This window comes from Streptomyces sp. SID3343 (genome assembly GCF_009865215.1).
In the GTDB taxonomy this organism is placed as follows: Bacteria; Actinomycetota; Actinomycetes; order Streptomycetales; family Streptomycetaceae; genus Embleya.
Genome location: NZ_WWJX01001273.1, coordinates 1 through 1,805, shown reverse-complemented (window position 1 = coordinate 1,805; position 1,805 = coordinate 1). Strand labels below are relative to the sequence as shown.

Annotated in this window: 1 protein-coding gene and 1 pseudogene; both read right to left on the bottom strand. The window is 74.6% G+C overall.

Features of this window, described 5'->3' with window-relative positions:
* Positions 1-346 (bottom strand): annotated as a pseudogene (locus tag GT354_RS40150) (hypothetical protein); the annotation flags it as partial.
* The gene (locus tag GT354_RS40145) at positions 343-1,176 is read right to left on the bottom strand and encodes an Fpg/Nei family DNA glycosylase (RefSeq protein ID WP_161361410.1); all 834 of its coding nucleotides are present in this window, start codon (positions 1,174-1,176) and stop codon (positions 343-345) included. The gene GT354_RS40145 and the pseudogene GT354_RS40150, both read right to left, overlap by 4 nt.
* Positions 1,177-1,805: the final 629 nt, after the last annotated feature.

Genomic DNA, 1,805 nt, shown 5'->3' with positions numbered 1-1,805 from the left:
ATTTGGCGCCGGAGGTCGTGGTGCGGCTGCGCGGCGCGGGGGCCGGTGACGCGCGAGGAGTGCGGATCGTGGCGGCCGGCTCGGGCGTGGCGGGCTCGGGGGGTGACGGGTCGGGGCCGCCCGCGATGGTGGTGACGCCGGGGGAGGGCTCGACGCTCGCGAGGATCCGGGCGAGCGAGGGCGCGGGCGCGGCGGCCACGGTCGGTGCGGCGGCGGCGACGACGGCGACCGTGGCCGGGGGTGAGGACTGCGGGGCGGGTGGTGGCCCGGAGACCGTTGTGCAACCGGCCGAGAACCAGACCAGTACGGGCAACAGCAGGGCCGACACGATCCGGGGCGACGTCATGCCCTGTACGACGAACCGCCCGCCTTCGGGTCACTGGGTGTAGCCCCATCGGGTGACGGCTGGCAGCGTGGGCACCAGTAGGTCACGCGCGGCGGGTCGCCGAGGTCGGCGCGGCGGATCGGGGTGCGGCAGCGTGCGCACGGCTGCCCGCCCCGTCCGTACACCCAGTGGCGCCGGCCCGGCCTGGTGTCGCCCGTGGTGATGTGGCCGAACCGGTCGCGGTTGGCGTACAGGAGCCGGTGCGCGAGGGTGACCCACGGGCCGAGGTCGCCGACGGCGGCGACCGGGGTCCACGGGGCGGCGCCGCGCAGAAAGCACAGTTCGGCCTTGTACACGTTGCCGATCCCGGCCAGGTTGCGTTGGTCGAGCAGCGCGTCGCCGATCGGGCGGTCGGGGCGCCGGGCCAGTCGGCGGACGGCCTCGGCCGGATCCCAATCGGGGCCGAGCAGGTCGGGGCCCAGGTGGCCGACCACCGAGGACTCCTCGGCGGTGGGCAGGAGTTCGACCACGGGCATCCGCATCCCGACCGCGGTCCGCTCGGCGTTCGCCAGGATCAACCGGATCGCGTGGGTGGGCCGGGGCAGCGGGCGCGAGCCCGTGCGGTGGATCTCCCAGGTGCCGTCCATCCGCAGATGGGTGTGCAGCGTGACGTCGCCCTCGAACCGGGTGAGCAGGTGTTTGCCGCGAGGAACCACGGCCAGCACGGATCGTCCGGTCAGGTCCACCGTCGCCAGTCGCGGGACCCGGAAGTCGGTCACCGTCAGGGGGCGGTCCACGAGTGCCGCGCGCAGTCGCCTGGCGGCCTGATACACACTGTCGCCTTCGGGCATGCGGCCATTGTCGCGGATGTGACCGGGCCCGGGGCCGGCCCCCGAGTCCCCCCGGACCCGTCGGGTGCGTGCCGGACCCCGGGGGTCACAGTGGTCGCAGCACGGACCGACGTCGCGAGCGCGCGGCCAGGAACACGATCGCGACGCCGGATCCATGTGCGTTCCGACCGTGACGCGTGCAGGGTCGTCACGGGCGGGTGGTGCCGGTCGGCGCCGCCGGGTCGCCCCGCTTCGCCTTCCGTGCCCTTGATCCTGGGTGATGGACATGACCGGCGTGTTTCGCCCACCCGGCGCCCGTGTAACGAAACGGTGTCACCCGAGCGGTAAACGGTGACACTCGAGCACCGACCGGCGTCACGCGGGCACCGGGGGCGCCACCCGGGCAGTGAACGGCGTCACTCGGCCACCGAACGGCACACCCCGGCAGTGAACGGCGTCGCCCGGCCACCGAACCGGCACACCCGGGCCGTGAACGGCCTCACCCACGCAGCCGCAGGCCCTTGGGGGTCGCGTGGAATCCGGCTGCTTCGAGGGCCTTGCCCAGGGAAGAGGTCAACGCCTCCTGCCCGTCGGCCTTCTCCACGGTCAGTCGGCCCAGCGCGCCCGCGCGCACCGCCGCCGCGAGGGCC

Excerpts from the sequence above, each read along its gene's own strand:
- GT354_RS40145 (WP_161361410.1), bottom strand. The coding sequence starts at position 1,176 with ATGCCCGAAGGCGACAGTGTGTATCAGGCCGCCAGGCGACTGCGCGCG.